The 23,938-nt window shown below is 47.2% G+C and carries 18 protein-coding genes and 2 pseudogenes; 15 read left to right on the top strand and 5 right to left on the bottom strand.

From position 1 onward, the window contains the following. Nucleotide 1 precedes the first annotated feature (1 nt). The 3 genes from KCG39_RS27550 to crcB all read left to right on the top strand — a co-directional run bounded on the left by KCG39_RS27550 (nt 2) and on the right by crcB (nt 2,204). On the top strand, nt 2-427 hold the full coding sequence (locus KCG39_RS27550) for an adenine nucleotide alpha hydrolase family protein (RefSeq protein WP_032740679.1): 426 nt from the start codon (nt 2-4) through the stop codon (nt 425-427). Nucleotides 428-443: 16 nt separating this feature from the next. After that, the gene (gene eno / locus KCG39_RS27545; protein WP_032740678.1) at nt 444-1,733 is read left to right on the top strand and encodes a phosphopyruvate hydratase; all 1,290 of its coding nucleotides are present in this window, start codon (nt 444-446) and stop codon (nt 1,731-1,733) included. Between the two features lie 96 nt (nt 1,734-1,829). Beyond that, entirely contained in the window at nt 1,830-2,204 is a 375-nt protein-coding gene (gene crcB, locus KCG39_RS27540; protein WP_074446765.1) for a fluoride efflux transporter CrcB, read from the top strand. Between the two features lie 1,355 nt (nt 2,205-3,559). Here the strand turns inward: crcB and KCG39_RS27535 are convergent. Together KCG39_RS27535 and sopA are read right to left on the bottom strand one after the other, a co-directional pair. Beyond that, a complete protein-coding gene (locus KCG39_RS27535) occupies nt 3,560-4,525 on the bottom strand; it encodes a ParB/RepB/Spo0J family plasmid partition protein (RefSeq protein WP_032740676.1) in 966 nt (321 codons plus the stop codon). After that, a complete protein-coding gene (sopA, locus tag KCG39_RS27530) occupies nt 4,525-5,691 on the bottom strand; it encodes a plasmid-partitioning protein SopA (protein ID WP_000523815.1) in 1,167 nt (388 codons plus the stop codon). Before sopA ends, KCG39_RS27535 begins: the two co-directional genes overlap by 1 nt. A gap of 741 nt (nt 5,692-6,432) precedes the next feature. Between sopA and KCG39_RS27525 the strand changes: the two genes are divergently transcribed. Beyond that, nucleotides 6,433-7,443 carry a RepB family plasmid replication initiator protein gene (locus tag KCG39_RS27525; RefSeq protein ID WP_032740675.1) on the top strand — a complete coding sequence of 337 codons (1,011 nt, stop codon included), beginning with the start codon at nt 6,433-6,435 and terminating at the stop codon, nt 7,441-7,443. A 782-nt stretch (nt 7,444-8,225) separates the two neighbouring features. Here the strand turns inward: KCG39_RS27525 and KCG39_RS27520 are convergent. Then, nucleotides 8,226-8,966, bottom strand: coding sequence for a tyrosine-type recombinase/integrase (locus KCG39_RS27520; RefSeq protein WP_001515717.1), 741 nt, complete (start codon nt 8,964-8,966; stop codon nt 8,226-8,228). Nucleotides 8,967-9,498: 532 nt separating this feature from the next. On the opposite strand from KCG39_RS27520, the gene KCG39_RS27515 reads away from it, so the two are divergent. From KCG39_RS27515 to KCG39_RS27505, 3 genes are all read left to right on the top strand, one after another. Further along, nucleotides 9,499-10,724 (top strand): IS3 family transposase gene (locus KCG39_RS27515; RefSeq protein WP_228299445.1). Its coding sequence is split into 2 segments (ribosomal slippage): nt 9,499-9,844 and nt 9,844-10,724, totalling 1,227 coding nucleotides; the frame shifts between segments, so codons are not numbered across the junction. Between the two features lie 319 nt (nt 10,725-11,043). Then, nucleotides 11,044-11,826: a winged helix-turn-helix domain-containing protein gene (locus KCG39_RS27510; RefSeq protein WP_211811635.1), complete on the top strand. Its 783-nt coding sequence runs from the start codon at nt 11,044-11,046 to the stop codon at nt 11,824-11,826. Then, nucleotides 11,810-12,304, top strand: coding sequence for a hypothetical protein (locus tag KCG39_RS27505; protein ID WP_211811634.1), 495 nt, complete (start codon nt 11,810-11,812; stop codon nt 12,302-12,304). Before KCG39_RS27510 ends, KCG39_RS27505 begins: the two co-directional genes overlap by 17 nt. 74 nt (nt 12,305-12,378) lie before the next feature. Here the strand turns inward: KCG39_RS27505 and KCG39_RS27500 are convergent, their stop codons facing one another. Beyond that, nucleotides 12,379-12,942 (bottom strand): response regulator transcription factor, encoded by a 564-nt coding sequence (locus KCG39_RS27500; protein WP_211811633.1) that lies wholly within the window; start codon nt 12,940-12,942, stop codon nt 12,379-12,381. A gap of 889 nt (nt 12,943-13,831) precedes the next feature. Here KCG39_RS27500 and KCG39_RS27495 point away from each other — a divergent pair. Together KCG39_RS27495 and KCG39_RS27490 are read left to right on the top strand one after the other, a co-directional pair. Continuing rightward, on the top strand, nt 13,832-14,395 hold the full coding sequence (locus tag KCG39_RS27495) for a helix-turn-helix domain-containing protein (protein ID WP_211811632.1): 564 nt from the start codon (nt 13,832-13,834) through the stop codon (nt 14,393-14,395). Nucleotides 14,396-14,572: 177 nt separating this feature from the next. After that, the gene (locus tag KCG39_RS27490; protein WP_211811631.1) at nt 14,573-14,857 is read left to right on the top strand and encodes a hypothetical protein; all 285 of its coding nucleotides are present in this window, start codon (nt 14,573-14,575) and stop codon (nt 14,855-14,857) included. A gap of 264 nt (nt 14,858-15,121) precedes the next feature. Here KCG39_RS27490 and KCG39_RS27485 read toward each other — a convergent pair whose 3' ends face one another. Then, the gene (locus KCG39_RS27485; protein WP_211811630.1) at nt 15,122-16,090 is read right to left on the bottom strand and encodes an IS110 family RNA-guided transposase; all 969 of its coding nucleotides are present in this window, start codon (nt 16,088-16,090) and stop codon (nt 15,122-15,124) included. 188 nt (nt 16,091-16,278) lie between these two features. Here KCG39_RS27485 and KCG39_RS27480 point away from each other — a divergent pair. The 6 genes and pseudogenes from KCG39_RS27480 to KCG39_RS27455 form a co-directional block, all read left to right on the top strand. Then, nucleotides 16,279-16,964 (top strand): annotated as a pseudogene (locus KCG39_RS27480) (IS3 family transposase); the annotation flags it as partial. A gap of 672 nt (nt 16,965-17,636) precedes the next feature. Next, nucleotides 17,637-19,145 carry a group II intron reverse transcriptase/maturase gene (gene ltrA / locus KCG39_RS27475; RefSeq protein WP_211811668.1) on the top strand — a complete coding sequence of 503 codons (1,509 nt, stop codon included), beginning with the start codon at nt 17,637-17,639 and terminating at the stop codon, nt 19,143-19,145. An 83-nt stretch (nt 19,146-19,228) separates the two neighbouring features. After that, a pseudogene (locus KCG39_RS27470) lies at nt 19,229-19,684 on the top strand (IS3 family transposase); the annotation flags it as partial. A 462-nt stretch (nt 19,685-20,146) separates the two neighbouring features. Then, a complete protein-coding gene (locus tag KCG39_RS27465; protein ID WP_211811663.1) occupies nt 20,147-20,680 on the top strand; it encodes a fimbrial protein in 534 nt (177 codons plus the stop codon). Nucleotides 20,681-20,835: 155 nt separating this feature from the next. Beyond that, entirely contained in the window at nt 20,836-21,000 is a 165-nt protein-coding gene (locus tag KCG39_RS27460) for a hypothetical protein (RefSeq protein WP_211811662.1), read from the top strand. Nucleotides 21,001-21,354: 354 nt separating this feature from the next. Continuing rightward, on the top strand, nt 21,355-23,871 hold the full coding sequence (locus KCG39_RS27455) for an outer membrane usher protein (RefSeq protein WP_211811667.1): 2,517 nt from the start codon (nt 21,355-21,357) through the stop codon (nt 23,869-23,871). Nucleotides 23,872-23,938 lie beyond the last annotated feature (67 nt).

Genomic DNA, 23,938 nt, shown 5'->3' with positions numbered 1-23,938 from the left:
CATGAAAATCTACACACATGCACTTGTTCTTGTTCAGGGGAAAGAGGATGGCGTCCCTCTTCTCGCACTGGCGACAACACTGTCCAGTATGCTGCAAATGAAAATCACCATTGCTCATATCTGTAACGACTACCGGGAGATGAACTACATATCGGACAGTCTGATGAACGATGCCGTATCGAAGGAGGTTGTCCTGGCGAAGGCGCTGCTCAGCGAGCTGACATCGTCTGTAGCTGAGCAGGTTAATGCGAGAGAACTGGTCACCATGCGGCGATTCGAAGATGTACAGAAATGTATCAACGATACCGGCGCGGACCTGGTGATAGCTGGCCACCGGAACCGTTTTATGGGAGCACTGACGTCCCGTTCGGCTGAATACGTTAACCACCTGAACGTAGACGTTTTGATTAAACATATTCATGACTGAGCTACAGGAGAACTGTATGAATTTTCTACTTGAAAAAGTCACCGCCCGCGAAATTCTTGACTCCCGCGGTAATCCCACTGTTGAGGTGGATGCTTTTACTTCTGACGGGCAGATGGCGCGAGCGTCGGTACCGTCCGGTGCCAGTACTGGCTCAAGAGAGGCAACGGAGCGCCGCGATGGGGATACAGGTCGCTTCAGCGGGAAAGGGGTCCGTGATGCCATTAAGGCCGTGGAGACAGAAATCTACGACGCAGTCAGGGGAACCGATGTGCGGGAGCAGCGGCGCCTGGATAATCTGATGCGGGAACTGGACGGCACGGAGACTAAAAGCCGGCTCGGTGCTAATGCTATTCTGGGTGTTTCGCTGGCGGTGGCCAGACTGGCTTCTCAGGTCACCCGTCAGCCACTTTACCGCTATCTCGGCGGACTCAATGCCAGTCTTTTGCCGGTTCCGTGCATGAATATTATTAATGGTGGAGTTCATGCCCGTGGTCAGGGAGCCGATTTTCAGGAATTTATGATAGCGCCGCACGGTGCATCATCGCTGACAGAGGCCATTCGTCAGGGCAGTGAGGTCTATCAGGCTTTGCGCCAGATCCTTCTGTCCCGGAACCTCTCCGCTGCGGTGGGTGATGAAGGGGGATTTGCCCCGGCCGTATCTTCGAACCGGGATCCTCTGGAATTCATTGTTCAGGCCATTGAGAAAGCCGGCTACCGTCCAGGGGAAGATATCAGCATCTGTATGGACCCCGCATCCAGCGAATTTTACCGCGACGGGAAATATCACCTACGTACCGAAAACAGCGCCCTGAGCTCAGAAGAGATGACGGATTATTATGGTGAACTGATGAGCCAGTTCCCGATTGTCCTGCTTGAAGACGGTCTTGCCGAGGATGACTGGACCGGGTGGAAATATCTGCATAATACACTTGGCGGACGAGCGGAGCTGGTCGGTGACGACCTTTTCGTCACGAATGTGAAGTATATCCAACGAGGTATTGAAGAAAACCTTGCCAGTGCAGCGCTTATCAAACTCAATCAGATTGGTACGCTGAGCGAGACATTTGATGCGGTTTCACTGTGTCATGAAAACGGATGGGGTGCCTTTATTTCGCACCGCAGCGGTGAAACCATAGATACATTTATCGCTGATATGACAGTGGCGTTGCGTGCAGGGCATCTGAAAACCGGCGCACCTTGTCGTGGTGAACGCATTGAAAAATACAATCAGCTTATGCGCATTGAGCAGGAACTGGGTAGTGACGCGCGTTATGCAGGTATTAAGGCATTTGTTCGCCGTGGATGATCGAAATCATCACGGCATCTGAGGTGCGTATGCCGGCTGAATCCGGCATACATCCTGCTTCAGAATTTATATTCACCTTGTATGGGGAGATTCTCGTTGAGTCAGTTATTGGCAATTATGATTGGTGGCGCCACTGGTTGTGTCATCCGCTGGTTTTTGGGGATTAAGCTCAACAGTTTTTACCCCTCAATTCCGCCAGGGACGCTTATGGTTAACCTAATGGGGGCTTTTATCATCGGTGCCGCAATGGCATATTTTATGCGCCACCCCCAACTTGATCCTGCATGGAAACTGTTCATCGTCACTGGGTTGTGTGGCGGGCTGACCACCTTTTCAACATTCTCTGTGGAAGTCTTCTCATTACTGCAGACGGGAAATTATTTATCGGCGCTCACATCTGTATTGGTTCACGTCGTGGGATCACTGCTTATGACAGCGGCGGGATTTTATCTGATAATGTTACTCATATGAATGTTACAGCACAACCATAGTCGGATATAACGCGACTGGCAGGCTTTATGTACGCTGTTCAATGCCCGCTTCTGGAATAGTGCGGGTATTATTATTTTGATTCACATTGAGCATCGGAACTTAGGTTTGACAATGATTGAATAACTAAAGTAGGGAGTTAGACTGACATATATTACAGGAGTACCATTGTCCACCGATGTTCTCTTATCGTCAAAAGCCGGCGGTGCTGGCTTCATATCCTAGTGCTGCCAGACGTACATCTGCCATTAATTAAATATCTGCCACTCCATAAGATGTAGAAATTCTGCTTCTCTCTCTGTCCACTACTCACTAGCCATACAATGTAATTTGAGATATTCAGGAACACGATCAACCAATCGATTCAGCACACATCTATCATGTTCAGGGTCTGTCTCAGAAATGACTCAATGATTAATAGATGTGCTCAGCATTAATTTTCTCCAAAACAACAGGATGTGTGAGTAAGAAGGTCTTGGGTATAGCTCCGGTACTGACGGTGCAGATGGGACCGTGGTCCCAGGCAGCATTCCGGCGCTGACGGTAAAGGTGGGACCGTGGTCCCAGAGGCAGCATTCCGGCGCTGACCGGGAAGTTGGGACCGTGGTCCCAGGCAGCATTCCGGCGCTAACCGGGAAGTTGGGACCGTGGTCCCAGGCAGCATTCCGGTACTGACGGTAAAGGTGGGACCATGGTCCCTGGCAGCATTCCGGTACTGACGGTAAAGGTGGGACCGTGGTCCCAGGCAGCATTCCGGCGCTGACCGGGAAGTTGGGACCGTGGTCCCAGGCAGCATTCCGGCGCTGACCGGGAAGTTGGGACCGTGGTCCCAGGCAGCATTCCGGCGCTGACCGGGAAGTTGGGACCGTGGTCCCAGAGGCAGCATTCCGGCGCTGACCGGGAAGTTGGGACCGTGGTCCCAGGCAGCATTCCGGCGCTGACCGGGAAGTTGGGACCGTGGTCCCAGAGGCAGCATTCCGGCGCTGACCGGGAAGTTGGGACCGTGGTCCCAGGCAGCATTCCGGTACTGACGGTAAAGGTGGGACCGTGGTCCCAGGCAGCATTCCGGCGCTGACCGGGAAGTTGGGACCGTGGTCCCAGGCAGCATTCCGGCGCTGACCGGGAAGTTGGGACCGTGGTCCCAGGCAGCATTCCGGCGCTGACCGGGAAGTTGGGACCGTGGTCCCAGAGGCAGCATTCCGGCGCTGACGGTAAAGGTGAGACCGTGGTCCCAGACTGACAGGATGAAGGCCAGTTCTGATTTACTGGCCTGAGAAAAAAACTAAAGAGATGGGGTAAAATACAGGAAACAGGCAGAAGGATAAGGCGTGTCCATTTCAGGACTTAGGCTCTTCAAGCGCCTTGAGAATGGCTTCGATCTTCTCAATGCATTCCGCAGGAAGCCGGGACCTGTCAAGGTTCAGGACCACTTTATCGCCTCTGTATAATGCTGTTGCCCCCGGAGCAAACTGATGACGTGAGCTCAGATTCACTCTTGATGCAGGAGACTTTTTCAGTACCGATGTTAAAAGACTTATGACCTCTTCTGCTTCAAAGATTACACCCGCTTTCTTCTGATCGTGGAGAGTTGCGGCCTGCTGCTTCAGTAATTCTTCTTTATCTGCAAAAGCTTTCTGAAGGGCTTCACCTGAGCGGGCAGACAGTTCACCAGGATGAGAGAAAAGGGCGACAACGGATTTCGGGAGTCTGGCCGTATTGATACAGCGAGTAATTATCTTACGAGAGATGTTTTCCGCATCGGCAAGTGCAGAAATATTTCCGGCAAACTCATTCTGGAGACGGTTTGCATAACGCTGACCACGCTCATAAGCACTCGTAGGGCGATAATCGTTGCCCAGTCTGGACAATGCCGACATCTGCTCATCGTCCAGTTCACCGACCAGAATACGATAATCACTTTCTGTCAGGATAGCGGCCTTGCGTCGACGGCTGCCATCTGCAATTTCAATGATATCGGAAACCCGACGGCCAAAAGCCGGAGTCTGCTGACCGGTCAGTAAAAATGAAGGAATGAGATCATCCAGGGCATCTTCGGTCAGTAGTTCCTGATCGCGCTCGTTACCTGACCATACCCGGGAAGCGGTTTCAACAATATCTCCCCGGAGCACCTCCAGGGTAAACTTCACTTCCCGACCACACACCGGTAACGTAATTGCATTGCCACGAGCCATAGCCCCTACACGAGCAATTAACGAATCCACCATCGGTGCAGCTGGCGCTGACGTGTCTTCAGCTGCCTGAGTATTTGCTGTATGTCTTGGAATGACAGGTGCACGCTTCATTATCTAATCTCCCAGCGTGGTTTAATCAGACGATCAAATATTTCATTACAAACAGGTTCCCAGATTGAAAGAGCATTTCGCCATGCGCCGGTCGAAGAACGTTGATCAATAGCCTGTTCGAAAACGGTTCTCATGCGGATCTGGCCTTTACCAACTTCATCGGTTTCACGTACCACATTTTTCAGGACCATGCTTCCCCATGCATCGCGAATTTGTTCTTCCATCCACGGTGACTGCGAACCATTGTTATTACTGTATTTGGTAAGCAGAATACGGACATCCGGCTCAAAGCCTTTAAGATCCACATTCCTGAGCAGATCACGAAGCATATCGAAAAACTGCAGTGCAGAAGTGTAATCGAACAGCTCTGCCGGGGTGGGAACAATCAGCACATCAGCAGCGCATACGACATTAATCGTGCCAATACCGAGGTTCGGTGCGCTGTCGATAACAATCACGTCATAGTCATGAGCAACCGTTTCAATGGCAAGACGGAGCATCAGGTGCGGGTCAGTGGGCAGTTTTCCTTCATCAAATTTGCCCATTAGCTCAGTTTCAATGCGATGAAGTGCCAGGCAGGACGGAATGATATCAAGGCCAGGCCAGCAGGTGGGTTTTATCGCATAACTGGCGTCATCCTTTTCACCAAGATAAAAGGGCAGGAGAGTATCTTCCGCATGTATATGAAGATCGGGCACCCATCCGTGATACATCGAAGCTGTGCCCTGAGGATCATTACCCTCGACAAGCAGAACGCGTAACCCTTTCAGGGCCAGGTCCTGAGCCAGGTGAACAGAAACGGAGGTTTTGTAAACCCCCCCTTTATGAGCGGCAACCCCGATCACTGGTGGGAAAGCATCTTCGGCACGGCGCAGTCGTGTACCGAACACATCCCGCATATGATTGATTTGTTCGATGGTATAACCAACGCGTTGTTCAACTCTGCCACGGGTTTCCATATCCGGGTGGGGCAACCGGCCGGCTTTCTCTGCATCCCTGATTGCCTGAGAAGAAACGCCAACCAGATCCGCCGCTTCACCTATTCTCCAGCGGCGTGTGATCTTCCTGGCTTCCGGACTGTCGTCATTAAACTGCGCAATGGCAATAGCCTTCGTCATTTCATGTCCAGCAGTAATGCACTGGTTAAGTGTGTCCATCAGTCCCATTCTGAGCATCCTTTAATCATCGCTTTGCATTATTTTATTAAATCTTGGAATTTTTTGCAAAGCAACAATAAAATCGCAAAGTCATATGAAAATTGCAAAGCTGACGGTGATGAAGGCAATAAACCGGAGAAGAGGGAGTAAATCACATACCGTAGTAAATATTTCTCACTGCCGCTCGCCGCAGTAAGCGATCTCACTACGTGAGATCGCGGCGAGGAAGCGGAAAAGTACAGAGGCTGCACAAAGCACTAACGCTACGATGCCAGCTATTTCTCCGGATCAGTCTCTCTTCATGAAATTGACTGTGATATGTAAAAAATTGACTATGGTATGAAACTGAAAGCCGGAGACTGGTTAACAACAAAAGAAGATCCTACATATCGCAGTCAATATTTAATGTTGAATCAGGGAGCGTTACTCACGTGGTACTCAGAAAATCTTTGTAGGACCCAGAATGTAGTGTGGAAGCATATGGTCGGGGATAAGCGTTATTCATTGCTTCGATCCAGTAATTGATCCCAAAGAGATCATATTGAGATCCTAAAGAGATCCCCGGATCGCTGCAGCAGGCGCCGTGACTGGCCTGAACGTCATACTGGATCGACTATGGAATGTAAAATGTTGACTGCTGTATGCAAAATCTAATACTGTGATATGCAACGGTATTTACTGAGGTATGTATATCCGTTGACTGCGATACGTATAACGACATTCTTTTGTGGATAACCGTTGAGGATCAAGATGACGAGCGAAAATAACAGCTTACCTCTCAATCTTCAGGAAGTGGACAAGACAACCGGTGAAGTTGTTAAGCTGGATGTCAACAGTACCAGTACTGTGCAGCCGGTAGCGCTCATGAGGCTCGGTCTCTTCGTTCCAACCCTGAAATCAACCTCCAGGAGTAAGGCGAACCGGAAAAACGTCACAGATGCCACTGAGGAGCTTGTACAACTGTCCATTGCTAAAAGCGAAGGGTACACCGACGTTAAGATCACCGGCTCGCGTCTTGATATGGACACGGATTTTAAAGTCTGGCTCGGCATCATTCGCTCGATGTCAGAGTATGGGGTAAAAAGTGACACCCTGGAACTGTCGTTCGTTGAATTCGTTAAGATGTGTGGATTTGACTCCCGGCGCTCAAACAAGAAAATGCGCGATCGCATCAGTAATTCTCTGTTTAAACTCGCCTCGGTTACTCTGAAATTCCAGAGCGAGACGAAAGGATGGACCACCCATCTGGTGCAGTCAGCCTATTATGACATCAACGAGGATATCGTGGAGATCAAGGCTGAACCCAAGCTCTTTGAGCTTTACCACATGGACAGGCGGGTACTGCTTCGGCTGAAAGCGATTGACGCCCTGCAGCGGAAGGAATCGGCCCAGGCACTGTATACCTACATCGAGAGCCTTCCCCAGAATCCCGCGCCTATCTCCATGAAACGTATGCGGGACAGGCTGAATCTCACCTCAAATGTCTATACGCAGAACCACACGGTCCGAAAGGCGATGGAGCAGCTGCGGGATATCGGCTATCTGGATTACACCGAGTTTAAACGTGGCCGGGCGACTTACTTCAGTGTGCATTATCGCAATCCCAAACTCATCAGTGGGACGGTGAAGGTACCGCGCAGGGAGGAAGAGGAGCAGGCGCCGGAGCAGAATTATGACGAAGTCATTAAGGCACTGAAGGCTGCAGGCATCGATCCTCAGAAACTTGCTGAAGCGCTCTCGGCGATGAAGCCGGAAAATTGACTGCGATACGCATTACCATGACTGCCGTATGCATAAGCGATTAGTTATTGACTGTGATATGCATCACGCATACCACAGTCAATATTCGCTCTCTTTCCTGCATGTGAATAACGGACAATATTGACTGAAGTATGTTATTTCTGGCCAGAGTATGCTGATATTGACTGCGGTATGTAAGTTTGACGGGGATGTTACCCGGCCAGCTGAGTACTCTCCATATGACTGCATCCCACAGTCAATATTTGAGTACATCCCCGGTCCGCACTGAATGAAACTGCTCAGCAAAGCATTGATCCCCGTATTGCCGCTAAAACCAGTCCTCCGAAGTTCGCTAATCCTGTCGTACCCGCGGTCCGCCTGCAATCGTAAAGAGAAAGCCCATGGCTGTCAGAACCGCCCCGGGACGCAGTCACTGACGATATGTTCGTACTGAATAACGACCAGGCTTGCCGGGTTTGAAAGGCCCCTCAGGTATTTACACTGTAACCTGCTCGCTCAGGACTCCTGCTGATATCCGGATCACAGTAATTTTTATTGTCTGCGGTATGAAGATGTCAGTTGATCACCTGAAGACCGGGCCTGCTTAATGCGGATGATGTCATGGTGCGATATGAAGGTGAGGGGGGACTGGATGCGGTATTAGCCCAGACCCGAACAGAAATGATGTCCGGGTCATACCGGATAAGCGTCACGCTTATGCGTCCGGCACGTTGAGCCTCACCCGGGAGCGGAGCGAGTCCTTTCACGTAGCGGCAAAAGCTCCGGCCGCCTGCCCGACAATCTCAGCCGGCGGGTGGCAGGGAACGAAGGATCTCCGCAGCATCTCGACCGTCACCGGTAAAGGGAACGGCCAGGGTGGCTGCCATGTCCAGCGCAAATACCCGGGTATAGACTTCCATCGAGCGCGGATCCTTATGCCCGGCCAGCGCCTGGATGACCTTCCTGGGCTGCCGGTGATAAAGCATGTGCATGATATAGCTGTGCCGGAAAGTATGCGGCGTTACCGGAATCGAAAAATGCACGCCGTCAGCTTCAGCCCGCTTCACCGCCTGTTTCAGCCAGTTGCGCATTGTCTCATCCGTGACCGGCCATAACGGCTCACGCCGGCGGGGGCGGGTGGTGACCATCCAGCTTTCCATCTGACGCACAAAACTGGCATCCGTCAGCGGTACCAGACGCACTTCATCTTTTGGCGGCCGGCCACGACGTGCCCGCACTTTTTCCGACAGCACCCGAACAAAAGGGCGCAGACCATCCAGGTCGAACGATTCCGGGGTGAGCGTCCGGGCTTCACCGATACGGATCCCGGTATTCCACATGGTGGCGAACAACATGTGGTGACGCTGGTCAGGCATATACCAGAGGAGGGCGCTCACTTCCGGCGCCAGGAGGTAAGCCGGCGTGGCACCTGTTGAGGTGGCCATCCGCCGGAGTGCCACTGCGGTCGCAAAATCAACGCCCGGGGCGATCGGCAGCAGGGAGACGCGTTCTGGTGAATTCTGCAGGGGAATGATGCTGTTCATGAGTTATTTTTCACGTAGCGCACGCACTGTTTATGGATACAGGTATTTTGCACCTGACGGGCCGATCCTGCCATGACAATAAATCGCAGCGCGCGGATCCTTTTGTTGTCTTATCCCGCATTATTGCGGGTAAAACCAAATACGTAAAGGATCCTTTTTCTGCTCAGATCCTCCATGAAGCCAGTAATGACGCGGGTTGATGGCTGTTTTACGGTTTTTGGGAGAATTGGGGTAATGCCAGGACAAACAGGTTAGAACCAAAAAGGGAAGAGAACAGAGAAGGAGAGGATGCGCTACGTGAATTCTGACCTGGTACACCCCTGTAACCCTGCTAGAATTCGCGTAACGCTTGTATAAGTTTACAACAGAAGAGAGAAAGACATTTTCTGAACATGAAATCTATAAGTTAAATAGATTTAGGAAATTTCTTCATTTATGCTCTGTTATTCTTAAAGAAAAGATTAGAACAATCTATTTGTAATAGCCCCCGTTTAAACCGGACACTTCATCAATAAGGCATAGGCATAGACCTATGTTTAAGGAGTGTCTTGTGCAAAGAATCGAAGTGATCACTGGCGAGCAGAAGCGACGCCGTTATACTGCCGAAGAAAAGTCCCGTTTTGTTGCGCTGTCCATGCAGCCAGGCTATTCCGTTTCTCTGGTTGCCCGGCAATATGGCATTACACCCAGCCTGCTTTTTAAATGGAAACGACTTATGAACGATGGTGGTCAATCTGCGATCGCTGCTGGCGATGAAGTTGTCAGTGTTGCTGAAGTTAAGACGCTGGAAAAAAAGGTAAAACAACTTGAGCAGATGCTCTGGCGTAAAACGATGGAAGCCGAAATCCTCCGCGACGCGCTGGAGATAGCGCAGTCAAAAAAGTTGATATCGCGCATGCCATTGCTGCCACTGTACGATATCCCCTAATCCGGATAACGCAGGCACTACGGGTGTCACGGTCTAATCTTTATGAACGCCTGAGTGGTCAGCGACTGCCCCGGGTTACGCGTTACAGTAAAGACGCTGATGAGGAATTACTGCCATTAATCAGACAGATATGCAGCCAGCGTTCGACAAATGGCTATCGCAGGGTAACCGCGCATCTGAATCGTAAGCTAAAGGAAGACAGTCGCCGGGTAAATCCAAAGCGGGTATACCGGATCATGAAACTCAATAATCTGTTGCTGGCAAAATCGGGTCAGGAGAAAAAACACCGTAACCATACCGGTAATGTGATCACGCTGAAACCGGATACCCGGTGGTGCTCTGACGGCTTTGAAATCCGCTGTTGGAACCGGGAAGTAGTCCGAGTAGTGTTCAGCCTGGACTGCTGTGATCGGGAGGCTATCTGCTGGAGTGCCACCACAGGGGGCATCAGCAGTGTGATGGTACAGGACCTGCTGACAGAAAGTCTGGAGAAGCGGTTCGGTAACACACTGATGGTTCCACATCCTGTTGAATGGCTGACCGATAACGGCAGTTGCTACATAGCCGATGCCACACGCACGTTCGCCAGTTCACTGGGGTTCATAGTGTGTACCACGCCAGTACGTAGCCCGGAAAGTAATGGCATGGCAGAATCGTTCGTGAAGACGTTCAAACGGGATTACGTCTACGTAAATGACTTACCGGATGCGGTATCAGTGATGGAAAAACTGGCAGAATGGATGGAGGATTATAATCACCTGCATCCACACAAAGGGTTGAACATGAGGTCCCCACGCGAATATCGCGATGCCGTGTTAGCAGTTAATTAGTCGTGTCCGTTTTAGCAGGGGCAACTCCACTATTCCAGAAGTTTGCTTCGATACTACTGACTTGAATGCTAAGTGTAGGGTGGAAAGAATATATCTTAAGAGGAAAGCAGAACAACAAGTGGATACTCACTCTAGTAATACCAGTAGTCTCTCATAACAAACGTGACTTATTTCACGATTTTTGTAAATATTTATTTATTTCAAAGTTATAAGAAACTTAGTATACTGTTATTTAGCACCTAGAAAAATCATTGTAGGAGCTAATAGTGCTCTCTGATATATCCATATGAATTCATGACTTAGCCAACCGGAGGGGAACATGATTTTTACAATTGTAAACATGATTTCGTTCAGGCGAGAGGATGGATTAATGTGGAATAATCAGTTCCCTGATAGAAGAGTGTCCTTCACCACAATTCCAAATCGACTCTTTTCTTATTTACTAGAACATACAGATAAAATAGTAAGCCGTGAAGAATTACTAGATAATATATGGACTACATACGGTTTGGAACCATCAAATAACTCTGTTAATCAGTATATATCACTGATCCGTAGTTCATTGAATGAACTTGGCTGTGATCAAGAAATTATTAAAACCATCCCTCGCACAGGGTTTTACATATCAGGAGAACTGATATCTTTTGAACATGGTTCAAATATAAAGAATGACACTATAGGCAATACAAATCAAAACCTTGAAAAGGCCTCTGGTAATACATATAAAATTAACTCTCCTTTTTTGTATTTAAGTCTTTTTATATCTATATTATTAGTCTTACAACCAGTCTTTACTTATTTAGGTGTTTTTGACTATAACTTCCCAAAGTCAATATTATTCAAAATTGGAAATGTAGGAAAATGCTCCGTTTACTCACTCAACTACACCTCTCCGGATACAGCTGTAGCTAAAGTAAAACTTGCAAAAGTAATTGCAGATGCTCACGCTCCATGTGTAAATAGTGGGTTGTATATCTTTCACCCAAGCGTACATTATGTTTACCATGAGTCAGGTCGAGTTTTCATTACACGGTGTTTAAACGACGATAAAAATTTGTCTAATTTTTCATTCTGTAAGGCAGTTTATGTTTTCAATAAATAAAAGGATAGGGGATTTTATCAGATTAATTTCGATAGTTATTCTCGCAATATGTTTATTTTTTAATTTTGCGATGAATCGTTTTTTCATAACAGCGAAAAGTAAAAATATAAACTGTGAAGCCTTCTTCACTGTGGATAATGGATTTTTGACTATAGGCGTGATGGGTTTCCATATCAATGGAATTAATAATGGGAGAATTAACTTATCTGCTACCATCAAAGATAGGAATGGTATAAAGTATGATTTACTACGCAGCATAAATTTTGATTACAGATATGAAGGAGATGGTTACATCTCCTTCAATAGTACACAGATTAACAAGAGTGCTGGAGATAACGCTCCAGATATATTATTTAGTCAGTCTGTTTTCGACTTTTCTGTAAAAGAAAGGAAGTTAAGAATAACCCAGTTGGGCGATAGCTATCTATTGTGGAATAACTTCTCTCCAGTTATGATCTGTACCCCGATTAATAGATAATAAACTCTATAAAGATGAATTGTGAGTTATGTGAAATGTAAACCTAATATATTAAATAAAATAGTTTATTTTATTTAATAACCCCTGGCATTCTGCATATATAACTGATTGAAGTTTTTTGCACCATAACGCTTTATTGCTTTCATTTTATAGCCGCTGACCGTTTTGATGGATATATGAAGCATATCAGCTATTTCTGAATGCGAGTGACCATCAACCAGTAATTTTAATACCATTTCTTCTTTCTCAGATGACTTTATGAGTTTAGAATAAACATTGTTAATTTTAGTAGCACATTTTCCTTTTGGCTTCGCAGATATTAACATCTTAAGCAAACCTGCCAGCACATCATATTTTATTTTTTTATCTACAACAATATCTGATACTTGTTTAATCTCTGGAGGGCATGTCTTACCCTCTGAAATAAAAGCGATCACGCATATGGAATTACCTTTCCTGCTAAAGTTATGGATCATTTTTATGGTGCCAATTATATCACACGATTCAACATCTATAAAGAACATGTACTCATGCCCTTTATGTTTTTTTCCCTCCGGTTCTGAATTTAAAAAATCAACAACCGTCGAAAAAGTGATTTCGCTCAGGGTGCATTGGTAATTGGTTTTATAAAAGAACATCGACGACTTCCTAACTGTTTCACACTTTTTGTTAGTGAAGTACCAGACGTATAAATACACATTTAATTGTTAATTAATTGAAACAATAGATTACATATTACTGATGTAATCTTTTATTTATCTGGTACTACGTGATTATTAATTGCCAGTTTCAAAACGTATATAAACAAGAGCAAAGCCCGGCAAACTATGTCTCGTCAATCTGAACAATAAGTTACCCAAAAATCACCTGAAAAACATTTTATATTTCATTTTTGTCTATTTATAGATAAATGTGTTAATTTATAATGTTATTTTAAGTTAAAATTCTGTTTGTCCGCGATTTTTTGAAAATGAAGAATACGTTCAAAAAGTAAAACTAAAATCAGGCGGACACCCAAAAATGAATCTGGCTCTTTATAATGAATGGTGTACCTATGAAAATCTGACTGAGAGCCTTATTCAATAGAACTACTAAATCAATCGCGATGCTCTTAGTGCTTATACATGGGCGTAAATAAGATGCCCATACTTTAAGTAACTCTTTATCATATTGCGTTATACATTGATTTAACATGAGACTTTTCTTTTTATTTCATCCGCAAGTCCTATTTTTTTTGTTTTCTTAATGTTTTCGTCCATAACGTATTACAAGAAAAGGATTTTTTTTTGACTCTTTTTTTCTAAAATATTTCTTCCTTTTTTTTTCAATAAAAATTGATTGACGACAATTTTTTGGTGTGAATATACTGATAGCGAGTTACAAAATTAACCTTCAAAACATTATACAAAAGAGTTATTCCCTATAAATACATTTTTTAGAAACCTAATTTGAATATGAACTTTTTTGTCAGTGATTTACATACGCAAAAGTTATTCGCGTTTGAATTTTTTACAAGGATGTAATTTTATGATTATATTAGATTCATACTATCCTTGCTCATTCAGCAAGATTACTTTCAAATCAATAGCTGACTCTTTAAGTATTAAAATGAGTTCTATGGAACACCACAGTGACATCTCGATTTGTTTCGTCGATGGTGATTCTGCGAATACACACTTAGTAATAATGACTATTTACGAATTACGTCAGAGTAAAAAAAATGTCTATACCATAACCTTATTTTCAAAAAGAGAAAATTGCTCGACTGTGGTCAAACATTTTTCTGATCTAGTAGTAGAGAAGATAATTACATATGATGAACTTCAAAGACAAGTTGAGTACATTTTATCTCAAAAGCCAAAAGCATTAGCAGATGATGTTTTTGGTGATATATGGGGTGATTTACTTAAATTTTCGTGCAGAGAGCAACAAGTATTGAACATGCTCTTAAATGGCCATAGTCAAAATGAGATAGCAGAAATACTTAATCTATCTATAAAAACAATTAGCGGCTATAAAATAAAAGCTGTTAAGCGACATGGGGCAAGGAATTTTAATGAACTGTATATATCAAAGCAAAACAATTTTTAGATGCGCCAGTAATAAATTATGGAACTAACTTTATAATTTTTTAAGTATGTTTTTCATAGTGCTTGCCCCAATCATATTAGTTGAAGGGTACAATGTACAATACTGCGTGAAAATTAAATTTTTATAGTAAACTGCATTCTTTTCATTTCTTAATGTAATAATAAAAAGGAGTAAATTATGTTAATCATTAAGTTATTAGAAAAAGCATCTTCAGATTTCAACGCAAAACATAGTTATGGTGACCATGATAGCATTTTTAGCAACTATAAGAGGTTGGCTTTATTAGAAAACGCCGTGATTAATTATGGTGGAGGCATAAAAGAATTGCAACAACGTGTAGATAATGAGATTCTTTCTATTATGCATAAAAAGAAAAGTGATGATGAACTCCTTGAAAAGCTACTCCTTGACCTGAAGGTTTATCTTCGTGATATATCATCACATTTAAATGTTCAATGGTAGTGCATAAGCACTACCATACAAAACAATAAATCCTTGGTTAATCTGATTTTTTTTGAAGTTTTAACTCTAAAGAATTTCTTTCTGATACAGCAATACACCATTTTTAACCTTTATTGAACTAATTAGATATTAGTTGTAGTCAAAGTCATTTTTTCCACTGCGTTGTTTTTTTCTTTCGCATACAATATGACCTTTGGACTGACCCCGCCCCGGTAGACGATCCTGCCCTATAGTTTGAGCATAGCAACTGTCTTTCGAGCGCGGCTACGAAGCATGCTGGTAATACATCGGATCCCATGCTTCATTCTTTTTCAGCATTGCATTCAGGATGGTCAGCAATTTTCTGATGCAGGCCGTCAGTGCAACTTTTTTAGGTTTTCCTGCGGCAACCAGGCGTGTATAGAACTCTTTAATTACAGGGTTGTGCCTCGTCCCAACCAGGGCTGACATATAGAGAGCTGTACGGACTGAAGCTCGCCCTCCGAATACAGTTCGGCGACCGCGCATCGTACCGGAATCCCTGTTTACTGGAGCAACCCCAATAAGGGCACTAATTTCTCGTCGTGACAGTGAGCCAAGTTCTGGGACTTCTGCCAGTAGTACGGCGACTGTCGCAGAGCCAACTCCTTTAACTGCGTTCAGAAGCTCGGATAATTCACTGAAATGCTCCTTGATGTGAATCGCCATTTCACCTTCAATACGCGCCAACTCGCCCTTCAGGGCCGAAATAATTGATCTGATGCTTGCATGGCTCAGAGGATGCGAGGGATGTAATCGGTTTCGTTCGGCTGTAAGCATGATCGTGAGCTGTCTGCGTCTGACCACCATCGCAGCCAGAATCTGCCTGTGGGCATCAGGTAAGGGACGAATGTATCTTTCCCGTTCTGGGTGCTGGTTAATAACTTCCGACATCTGAAGCAATACTCTGGCATCTATACGATCAGTCTTCGCCAGATAGCCCATTGCACGAGCAAAATCTCGAGCCTGGCGGGGATTAATGACGACAACGTCAAACCCTTCTGATTGAAGATAACAAGCCACACATGACTCCAGACCCCCTGTCGCCTCCATGAGGATCAACCTTGTTTCATTTCGCTTTAACTCTCTGAGAACTTGAGTAAAACCGTCAGTTCCATTTGGTACAGTGAACTGGCTGGCAATATTGCTGATTGCAATATCCAGAGTACCTTTTGAAACATCTATGCCTGCACAACGTTGATTTGACACGCTCATCTATACCCCTCCTTGCAAATACGATTTGAAGTTCGGACAACTGTTCGGGCTTCAGATGAACGGCTCAGCCTGTGCGTCAATCGCTATGCTGCGGGCTTTAATAACCCCGGGAGGAATCGGACTACACAGGCCTTGCCAAATCTAAGCCAGATCATAGTAATCCACTTTTGAGATACAAGGAGGAGCGTATGGGCACACCACGATTTACACCTGAATTTAAGGAAGAAGCCGTCCGTCAGATAACGGAACGCGGTTATTCCGTTGCCGAAGTATCTGACCGTCTGGGCGTTTCCGCACACAGTCTCTATAAGTGGTTACGGGCTATTAAACCTGATAACAGCGAGCAGCATGCCCGGGATTTACTGGAAACCAAAAGCGAGATCCTGAAACTACGAGCGCAGCTAAAACGCACCGAAGAAGAACGGGATATCCTGAAAAAGGCCGCGCGGTACTTTGCAAGGGAGCCCGACTGAAGTACCGCTTTATCAATGAACACCGCACTGTATGGGGTGTCATGACGATGTGTCGGGTTTTGTGCGTTGCCCGGGCCGGGTTTTATGCGTGGCTGCATAATCCGGTTTCTGCGCGGGATAAAGATAACCAGCGCCTGCTGACGCTTATCCGCGACTCATATTCCCTGAGCGGAGGCGTATACGGTTACCGGCGGGTTCATGGCGATCTGAACGAAATCGGTGAAACCTGTGGCAAAAACCGGGTGGGTCGTATTATGCAACTGAACCGGATTAAAGCCGTACGCGGCTATAAAGCGCCGCGTCGTATCGCTGGCCGACCTTCAGTGGTTGCCCCTAATCGCGTGCAGCGGCAGTTCACCGTTGTCCGGGCCAATCAGGTCTGGGTCACTGATATAACTTATAGTGTGCCCGGAGTTCAGGGCGAGCATGGAGGCTCAAATGAACCACGAGTCTGTCTGGAATATTGAACCGGTAACTCATGACGAGTAACCCTACAATCCCGCCTGGTGTGACGGCGGAGAACCTGAGCGGCAGTGACCTGCGGCATGCCCGCAGGGTGATGTAACCCGCTGACAACGGGGATTGAGGCGAGATCACTAAGCCGAGAAGATCCTCAAGGTTGAGTACTGAAAGGCTGAAGAACATGAACCCGTTAATCCGCCTCTGTGGGTTGAAAATGTCACCACGGCCTATGTGATCTGACAGGCCGTGCAGAAGGAACTGACACTGATAGATATGCCGTGTCGGTCAAAAGTGTTTTGACATGTAAGCCGAACACCGGGACAGCAGCGCCTAACACGCTCGCGCTGCTGACTTCTGCCAACTTGCGGCAAGCAAGGACAAAGAGTGCGACGGGCAGCCTCCTCAGTATGTCTGAGTCCAGACAGGTGAACCGGGGAAGGTCAGTGTCGGATGTTAAGGGGGCATGGCTCCGATGACGTGCTGACTGGCGGAGCTTCCGTAGTAGTCCGCGATGGGGAAAGCCCATTACATGGCGAAGGGGAGCAGTTTAAATGTGTTTGCGAAGTGGATTAACTGACCCAGTGAGGTGAAGACCTTTGATAATCAGCGAAATGCAACGCAAGCTTGCCGCATGGGCAGCAACTGATCCGTCCCGACGGATTGAACGGCTGCTGCGTCTGATAACGCAACCAGACTGGCTGACTGAAGCTGCTCGGATCACACTTTCATCAAAGGGAGCACATACTCCCGGCATTGATGGAGTGAACAAAGCAAAGCTACAGGCCGGACTGTCTGCTGAGTTGCAAAGACTCAGAGAAGAACTTCTCTCGGGTCACTACCAGCCCCTGCCAGCCAGACGGGTTTATATCCCTAAAAGCAACGGCAAACTGCGGCCTCTGGGCATCCCCACGTTGCGGGATCGTATTGTTCAGCGGGCCATGCTGATGGCAATGGAGCCCATCTGGGAGAGTGATTTTCATACGCTCTCGTATGGCTTCCGGCCTGAACGCAGTGTCCATCACGCGATCCGCACGGTAAAGTTACAGCTCACCGACTGCGGTGAAACACGGGGGCGCTGGGTTATTGAAGGTGACCTGTCCAGCTACTTCGACACCGTACATCACCGACTGCTGATGAAAGCCGTCCGCCGCAGGGTCAGTGACGCCCGCTTTATGAGCCTGTTGTGGAAAACTATCAAGGCCGGGCATGTTGATGTCGGTCTCTTTCGGGCGGCCAGTGAAGGCGTACCACAGGGCGGGGTGATCTCGCCGTTGCTATCGAACATCATGCTGAATGAGTTTGATCAGTATCTGCATAAACGCTACCTGAGTGGAAAAGCCCGAAAGGATCGCTGGTACTGGAATCACAGTATCCAGCGTGGCCGAAGTACTGCGGCCAGAGAAAACTGGCAATGGAAACCCGCGGTAGCGTACTGTCGGTATGCCGATGACTTCGTGCTTATCGTCAAAGGCACTAAAGCGCAGGCGGAAACCCTCAGAGAAGAATGCCGAAGCGTGCTCGAAGGCAGTCTGAAACTCAGGCTGAACATGGATAAGACTAAAATCACCCATGTTGATGACGGCTTCATCTTTTTGGGTCACCGGATCATCCGTAAACGCAGTCGTTACAGCGATATGCGGGTGGTATCGACGATCCCGAAGGAGAAAGCCAGAAACTTCGCCGCGTCACTAACGGCACTGTTATCAGGCAATTACAGTGAAAGCAAAATCGATATGGTTGAGGTGCTCAACCGAAAATTGAAAGGCTGGGCTGCGTTCTATCAGTTCGTTGATTTTAAGGCCAGCGTGTTCAGTTATATCGACCGTGTGGTGTTCTGGAAGCTGGCTCACTGGCTGGCCCGAAAATACCGTAAAGGTATCGCATACCTGATGAGGTGGTGGTGTAAACCACCGAAACCGGGTCAGAGTAAAACGTGGGTTTTATTTGGTAAAACCAACCACGGTAAGCTCAACGGTGAAATCCTGTACCGGCTGGTAGGGCAAGGCAAGAAGCTGTTCCGCTGGCGTCAGCCTGAAGGTAATCCTTACCTGAGGACCGAAGCCAGAAACACCTATACATCGCGCTACACTGAAGTGGCAATGGCGTTCGCCAGTGTTTAAATGGAGAGCCGGATGCACTGAAAGGCGCACGTCCGGTTCGGACAGGAGAGGCAGGGAAATAGTCCGACTACGTCCTGCCTCTTACTCTACTCCGCACCTGGCAGGGCTGGCTGTATCTGGCGGTGGTTATCGATCTCTTCGCCCGTAACGTGGTCGGCTGGTCGATGAAGCCCACTCTCTCACGCGAACTGGCACTCGACGCGCTGATGATGGCGGTCTGGCGCCGAAAACCAGACGGCGAGGTCATCGTACATAGCGATCAAGGTAGTCAGTACGGCAGTGACGACTGGCAGCGCTTCTGCCGGGCCAATAACCTGGCACCGAGCATGAGCCGGCGTGGCAACTGCTGGGATAATGCGGTGGCCGAATCGTTCTTCAGTTCACTGAAAAAAGAACGCATCAGGAAGAGAATATACAAAACCCGGGATCTGGCCCGGGCGGATATCTTCGATTACATTGAAGTGTTCTACAACAGGGCCCGGCGCCACAGTCACCTCGGCGGCGTCAGTCCGGAGGCCTTCGAACAGGCCTCGTCGTGAGGACTGAATTTGTCTACCGGCGAGGGGGCAGTCCAATTCAGCTATTGATTAGATAGCTCAAATCAGAGTGAGTTCCCTCTTAAAGCTCTCCTGTTTGGAACAACTATATAGAGTACAGCACCTCTGTTTCTGGCTGAAATTGTGCTTTGTTATTGATAGGACAGAATATGATTGTGTGGTAATCGTTAACTCGCCGTCTAAAAACGAGCAAATTGATAAAATTGATCGTGAGAATTTTTTTAACTCTATTAGGTTGAATAAAAACCCCAGTGTTCATTGGTTTTAAGATAGATGGATGAAACAAAAAGAATCGTCTGATTTAAGTATTTTTTTTCGTCGTTATTATGGTGCGAAACCCAAGCAATAGTATCACTCTTGGGTAGCAATTGTATGTGTGGTGTGAGTGTTTAACTGCACACTTAACATCTTATTTATTGTAATTAACTTACAGGAACGGATTTCATGAAATTGAAAGCGATTGTATTTTTAGTTGGCTCAACTTTAATGTCGGGTTCTGCTTTTGCCGCAGACGCAGGGCACGGGAAAGTGACCTTTAAAGGCTCTATCATTGACGCGCCTTGCTCTATCTCTCCTCAATCCATCGATCAGACCGTCGATCTGGGTCAAATCTCCAACGTTGCGCTGGTTGATGGCGGTAAATCCACCCCTCGTACTTTTGATATTGCACTGGAGAATTGCGATATTTCGAGCGTAACTAGCGGTGTGCAATTGACTTTCAGCGGTGCAGCGGCTTCTTTTGACACTAACAAAAAAACACTGGGCATCGTAGGTACTGGTGCCGGGGCAGGTGTACAGATTACTAACGGCAGCGGCGAAGTGATTACGTTAGGTAAGGCATCTGCATTCCAAAATATCCAGAACGGTAGTAACACCCTGAGATTCTCTGCTTACCTGGTGGGCAATGGTGGTGCGCTGGACACTATCACTGTCGGTGAGTTCAGTTCTGTAGCGGACTTTACCCTGTCTTATTTGTAATCCGATGTATAACCTGGCGGGGGTTATGCCCCTGCCTGGTTTTTAAATGGATTTGAGCGATTAAGATGGTTCGCTAATCAATGTCGCTGGTTTTTGTAATAGTGCTGGCGTAAATATCTCTGCCCGTTGCAGTCTTTGCCGAAGGGATCTTAAAAATGGCAAAGAAGCATTATTTAAAAGCTTGTGCAATTGATGTTGTGAGCCGTGATCAAGCGATTGATATGAGTGTCTGTCTATCATCCTACTATTACCTGACGGGAAAAGTACCACACACCCTTTTACTATCTGCATGGTTAACTGCGTATTTTAAAGCAAAATGACCACCGTCCAGATTGGCACCATTTTCGTCTTGCTTTTGATGGTCCGAATGAGTAGAGGATTCTTTAATGTGAGTGGGCAGGTCAAAGGTGTTGGGTTGGAAGTGAGGAATCAGAATAACGAGTTAGCTATCCCCAGTAATGCCATTTTACCGAAGAAGTTAATGCTAGGAACTCGCGATTCAATTTATCGGCTTCGTTTGCTTCCTAATCAGCTTCCTTCGTCGGTTCTGCAATATAACAGTCAGATCGCTTTTAAACTGGATTATGAATAACTCTGAATTGATGAGTTGGTTTGCCTTTTTCCCCGGGATGAAGGGTTACTCCTGTGTGGATACAACGAGAAAAACAAGAAAAATGGACATTCATATCCGTATACACTCGATTATCCGCTTTAGCGTATTGAGAGTACTGATTGGTCTTTCTCTTATTGGCAATACCCAAGCGGCAGATCTGGAGTTTAATACCGATATCCTTGATGTCAATGACAAAGCGAATATCGATCTGAGCCAGTTTTCGCGTCCGGGCTATCTGATGCCGGGAGAGTACAGTTTTACAATCTATGTGAATAAACAGACGCTGCCCGAGCAGACGATGTTTTTCTATGCTGACCCTGCAAACCCGAAAAATAGTCTGGCCTGTTTGAGCCCGGAACTGGTCAATCAACTGGGGCTGAAAAAAGCGCAGCAATCTTCGCTCAGTTGGTGGCATCAGGACCAGTGTCTGGTGCTAGAAAGCCTGCCTGGCACAGACCTCAAGGCGGATATGGCCGAGTCTGCGGTGTATATCAATATTCCGCAGGCGTATCTGGAATACAGCGCAGAAAACTGGGATCCACCGACCCGCTGGGAAGAAGGCATTTCCGGGGTGGTGTTGGACTACAACATTAACGCGCAGGTCAGCCAGCAAAAAGGAAACGATTCCGGTACCAGTTATACCGCTGGGGGAAACGGGGTTGCGGGGGCTAACTTATCCGCATGGCGTTTGCGGAGCGACTGGCAAATGCGGCAGGACAAACGCGCAGGGGAGGTGGCAATCAACGAATTTGACTGGTCACGTTTTTATGCCTATCGCGCGATTAAGTCGTTGAACAGCAAGTTGACGGTGGGGGAAGACTATCTGGCTTCCGATATCTTTGACAGCTTCCGCTTCACCGGGATGAGCCTGGCCAGCGACACTAATATGTTACCGCCAAACTTACGAGGTTATTCACCTGAGGTGACTGGCGTGGCCAGAAGTAACGCCACGGTTATTATAAGTCAACAAGGCCGCGTGATTTACCAGACCCAGGTGGCAGCAGGCCCTTTCCGTATTCAGGATCTCAGCGACTCATTGGCTGGAGACCTAGATGTTGAGGTCAAAGAACAGGATGGTTCCACCCAGACCTTTAGCGTCAGTACGGCCAGCGTTCCTTACCTTACTCGCCCTGGTATGGTGCGTTACAAGTTGGCAACCGGCCGTCCAAGCGATTGGCGTCACCATGTTAATGGCGACATGTTTGTCAGCGGCGAGTTCTCCTGGGGCGTCAGCAACGGCTGGTCACTGTATGGTGGTGGGACTGCAGAACAACATTACATCGCTACGGCACTGGGTGTCGGGCGCGATTTACTGATGTTTGGGGCGATGTCGTTTGACGTAACGCGCTCCGTGGCGCATTTGCCGGATGTGGGTGGGGTAAACGAAAGCGGAAAAAACTACAACGGCAACTCGTATCGCCTGAGCTATTCCAAACGCTTTGATACATATAATAGCCAGATATCGTTCGCCGGTTATCGTTTCTCGCAAGAGGGCTTTATGAGTATGTCCGAGTACCTGGCTGCGAGGACGACCGGCATACGGCAATCGAATATGAAAGAGATGTACACTCTTTCCTATAACCAACAGTTTGCCGATCTCGGTCTCAGTGCGTATGTGAACTACTATCACCAAACGTACTGGAATCAGCCGGATAATGATCGTTACAGCCTTTCGTTGGCACGTAACTTTGACATTGGAAAGGTTAAAAACCTCAGCATGAATCTGACGGCGTACCGTAACCACTTCAATGGTGGCAATGATGATGGGATGTATGTGTCGCTGTCACTGCCGTGGGGGAATACAGGCATGCTGAGTGCCAGCGGTGACTGGGACAAAAGTGGCAATAGCCAGCGTGTTGGCTACTATGATCGTATAGATGAACGCAGTAACTATCAGGTGAGCAGTGGCTGGGGACGTTCCGGCGGCCTGGTGAGCGGATTTTATAGCCGTCAAGGGGACCTGGCGCAGGTTAACGCCAACGCAACCTATCAACAGGATCGTTACGCTTCAGCCGGCTTCTCCATGCAAGGAGGCATCACCGCCACTGGGCAAGGTGTTGCTATCCACCGTGGAAACCAGATGGGCGGCACGCGGATTTTTGTTGACACAGATGGTGTAGCTGATATACCGCTGCGCGGAAATGGCGCTATTGTACGCACCAATAGCCGGGGGCAAGCGGTGCTTACGGACACCAACAGTTACTTCCGCAGCGTAGTCAGCGTGGATTTGAATGCACTGCCGGAAAATGCCGAAGTCGCACAGTCAGTGAAGCAAGGGACGTTGACAGAAGGTGCGATCGGATACAGGGCCTTTGATGTCGTAGCTGGGAGCAAAGCGATGGCGATCATTCGTTTGGCAGATAACAGCTATCCGCCGTTTGGTGCCACGATTTTTAACCAACGTAAACAGCAGGTAGGGATTGTGAATGATAACGGCAATGCATACTTGTCTGGGTTAAATCCAGGTGAAACGTTGTCAGTCACTTGGGAAAACAAAACCCAGTGTGAAATTATATTGCCAGCCTCATTATCAGACAAACAAGGCTTGATTGCGAACCTGTTATTACCTTGCAAGTAGTCAAATTAATGATAAAGCCTGCAGTTAGGGCTATATGGAAATCATGGAATAATACCAGCTTATTAGC

This window comes from Klebsiella pasteurii, from assembly GCF_018139045.1.
GTDB classification, from domain to species: domain Bacteria; phylum Pseudomonadota; class Gammaproteobacteria; order Enterobacterales; family Enterobacteriaceae; genus Klebsiella; species Klebsiella grimontii.
The sequence above is the reverse complement of the archived record's forward strand: the minus strand, read 5'-3'. Positions and strand labels throughout refer to the sequence as shown.

Excerpts from the sequence above, each read along its gene's own strand:
- eno (WP_032740678.1), top strand. The coding sequence starts at position 444 with ATGAATTTTCTACTTGAAAAAGTCACCGCCCGCGAAATTCTTGACTCC.
- KCG39_RS27495 (WP_211811632.1), top strand. The coding sequence starts at position 13,832 with ATGATTATATTAGATTCATACTATCCTTGCTCATTCAGCAAGATTACT.
- KCG39_RS27535 (WP_032740676.1), bottom strand. The coding sequence starts at position 4,525 with ATGAAGCGTGCACCTGTCATTCCAAGACATACAGCAAATACTCAGGCA.
- KCG39_RS27520 (WP_001515717.1), bottom strand. The coding sequence starts at position 8,966 with ATGAACAGCATCATTCCCCTGCAGAATTCACCAGAACGCGTCTCCCTG.
- KCG39_RS27500 (WP_211811633.1), bottom strand. The coding sequence starts at position 12,942 with ATGTTCTTTTATAAAACCAATTACCAATGCACCCTGAGCGAAATCACT.
- KCG39_RS27490 (WP_211811631.1), top strand. The coding sequence starts at position 14,573 with ATGTTAATCATTAAGTTATTAGAAAAAGCATCTTCAGATTTCAACGCA.
- KCG39_RS27465 (WP_211811663.1), top strand. The coding sequence starts at position 20,147 with ATGAAATTGAAAGCGATTGTATTTTTAGTTGGCTCAACTTTAATGTCG.
- KCG39_RS27485 (WP_211811630.1), bottom strand. The coding sequence starts at position 16,090 with ATGAGCGTGTCAAATCAACGTTGTGCAGGCATAGATGTTTCAAAAGGT.
- KCG39_RS27525 (WP_032740675.1), top strand. The coding sequence starts at position 6,433 with ATGACGAGCGAAAATAACAGCTTACCTCTCAATCTTCAGGAAGTGGAC.
- ltrA (WP_211811668.1), top strand. The coding sequence starts at position 17,637 with ATGCAACGCAAGCTTGCCGCATGGGCAGCAACTGATCCGTCCCGACGG.
- KCG39_RS27510 (WP_211811635.1), top strand. The coding sequence starts at position 11,044 with ATGATTTTTACAATTGTAAACATGATTTCGTTCAGGCGAGAGGATGGA.
- KCG39_RS27505 (WP_211811634.1), top strand. The coding sequence starts at position 11,810 with ATGTTTTCAATAAATAAAAGGATAGGGGATTTTATCAGATTAATTTCG.
- KCG39_RS27460 (WP_211811662.1), top strand. The coding sequence starts at position 20,836 with ATGGCAAAGAAGCATTATTTAAAAGCTTGTGCAATTGATGTTGTGAGC.
- sopA (WP_000523815.1), bottom strand. The coding sequence starts at position 5,691 with ATGGGACTGATGGACACACTTAACCAGTGCATTACTGCTGGACATGAA.
- KCG39_RS27550 (WP_032740679.1), top strand. The coding sequence starts at position 2 with ATGAAAATCTACACACATGCACTTGTTCTTGTTCAGGGGAAAGAGGAT.
- KCG39_RS27455 (WP_211811667.1), top strand. The coding sequence starts at position 21,355 with ATGGACATTCATATCCGTATACACTCGATTATCCGCTTTAGCGTATTG.